Genomic DNA, 2,165 nt, shown 5'->3' with positions numbered 1-2,165 from the left:
CGCCGTGCGCGCGGCGGGCATCCCCTGCTTCGGCCCCTCCGAGGAGGCCGCGCAGCTGGAGGGCTCCAAGGCGTTCGCCAAGGACGTGATGGCAGGCGCCAGCGTGCCGACCGCCCGGTCGTACGTCTGCACCACCCCGGCCGAGATCGACGAGGCGCTCGACGCCTTCGGCGCGCCGTACGTCGTCAAGGACGACGGGCTCGCCGCCGGCAAGGGCGTCGTCGTCACGGACGACGTCGACGTGGCCCGCGCCCACGCCCTCGCCTGCGACCGCGTCGTCATCGAGGAGTTCCTGGACGGCCCCGAGGTCTCCCTCTTCGCGATCACCGACGGCGAGACCGTCGTCCCGCTCCAGCCCGCTCAGGACTTCAAGCGCGCGCTCGACGGCGACGAGGGCCCGAACACCGGCGGCATGGGCGCCTACTCGCCCCTCCCGTGGGCCGACCCGAAGCTGGTCGACGAGGTCATGCAGAGCGTGCTGCAGCCGACCGTGGACGAGCTGCGCCGCCGAGGCACCCCGTTCTCGGGGCTGCTCTACGCGGGCCTGGCGATCACGAGCCGCGGCGTGCGCGTCATCGAGTTCAACGCCCGCTTCGGCGACCCCGAGACCCAGGTCGTCCTCGCCCGTCTGCGGACCCCGCTCGCCGGGATCCTGCTCGCCGCGGCGACCGGCAACCTCGCCGACCTGCCCCCGCTGCGCTGGAGCGACGACGCCGCGGTGACCGTGGTCGTCGCCTCGCACAACTACCCGGGTACGCCGCGCACGGGAGACCCCATCGAGGGGCTGGACGAGGTCTCGGCGCAGGATGCCCCGGATGCGTACGTCCTGCACGCCGGGACGAAGCGCGACGGCGACGCCGTCGTCAGCGCGGGCGGCCGCGTGCTGTCCGTGACCGCGACCGGCACGGACCTCACCGAGGCACGCGAGCGCGCGTACGCCGCGCTGTCCCGGATCCGCCTCGACGGGTCCCAACACCGCACGGACATCGCGGCGAAGGCGGCCGCGGAGGCGTGACCCACGCGACGTGCGCGTGACTTTTCGGCCACACCCGATCACATGGGGCCCCGGATCTGACACTGGATCCGGGGCTTTTTTGGCACCCAGCTTTAGCCAAAGCCATTCCATCGAGTGACCGGTGGCCCATCCGGCTGACGACGACCGGCGCCCCAACTAGGGTGCGGCGAAAGCGTTCAAGGCGCTCAGAGCCAAACAGACCACCGGCATTGCGATGTCGGCGGCGGGTGCCACAGTGGGGGAGTGAGCAAGACCAACGCCAGTGATGTGCGCCGTCGGCCCAGGCCGGCGGCCGAGGAGTAGGGCAGCAGGGGGTGCCATCGGTCGTGTCAGGTACGGGTGTGGAGGTGGGCGCGCAGGCCGCGCGCTCCCGGGCTCTCGCTGTGCTGCGGCTGCGCAGCAGGGCGCTGGCCGTCGCCCTGCTGCCCGCGGCCGTCGCCGTCGTGCTGTTCGCGGCCGGGGCCACGGGCCATGCGAGCGGCGGGAGTTGGTACGTCGCGAGCTGGGCCGTGACCGTCGTGGCCCTGCTCGTCCTGCTCGGCGCCGCCACGGTCGGGCTGGTCGTCGCGAGGGCCAGGCCCGCCCTGAGCCCCACCATCCCGATCGCCGAGGAGTCGGCCCCCGACCTGTACCGCATGGTGCGGGACCTCGCCGACCGCCTGGACGTGCCCGCGCCCTCGGCGATAGCGCTCACCCCGGACTGCGACAGCTGGCTGGAGGACCGCACCCATCCCGCGCACGGACCGCCCGCGCGGCAGGACCGTGCGCAGGGGTCCGGGGCCGGAGCCCGCGGTGGCGCGGGAGCCTCCGGAGGGTCCGCCGACACCGGAGCCGGTGGCGGCGAGGCCTCCGTCGCCCCCGTCCTCGTCATCGGCTCCCCGTTCCTGTGGTGGATGCGCGTCGGCGAGCTGCGCGCGGTCCTCGCGCCCGTCGTGGCGGGTACGGGCCCCTCGGCGCACCCCGACATAGCCGCCGCCCGGCGCTTCGTGCGCGGCCTCGACGCCGCGGTCGCGGTCGCCTCGGCGCCCGGCCGCGGCCCCCTGGCCCGAGTGGTGCTCGGCGGCATCGGCCGGGTCGCCCGGCTCCTTCTGCGCCACTGCCGGGTCCATGCCGCCGAGATGGAGCGCGGCGTCGCCGCGGCCGCCGCCGA

At 74.7% G+C, this 2,165-nt stretch carries 1 protein-coding gene and 1 pseudogene; both read left to right on the top strand.

Features of this window, described 5'->3' with window-relative positions:
- On the top strand, positions 1–1,015 hold a 1,015-nt coding region (gene purD / locus AOK03_RS39600), incomplete at its 5' end, for a phosphoribosylamine--glycine ligase (protein ID WP_055570169.1).
- Between the two features lie 326 nt (positions 1,016–1,341).
- Positions 1,342–2,165 (top strand): annotated as a pseudogene (locus AOK03_RS42330) (hypothetical protein); the annotation flags it as partial.

The organism is Streptomyces atriruber, from assembly GCF_001418325.1.
GTDB classification, from domain to species: domain Bacteria; phylum Actinomycetota; class Actinomycetes; order Streptomycetales; family Streptomycetaceae; genus Streptomyces; species Streptomyces atriruber.
This window is presented reverse-complemented; position numbering and strand designations above follow the sequence as displayed.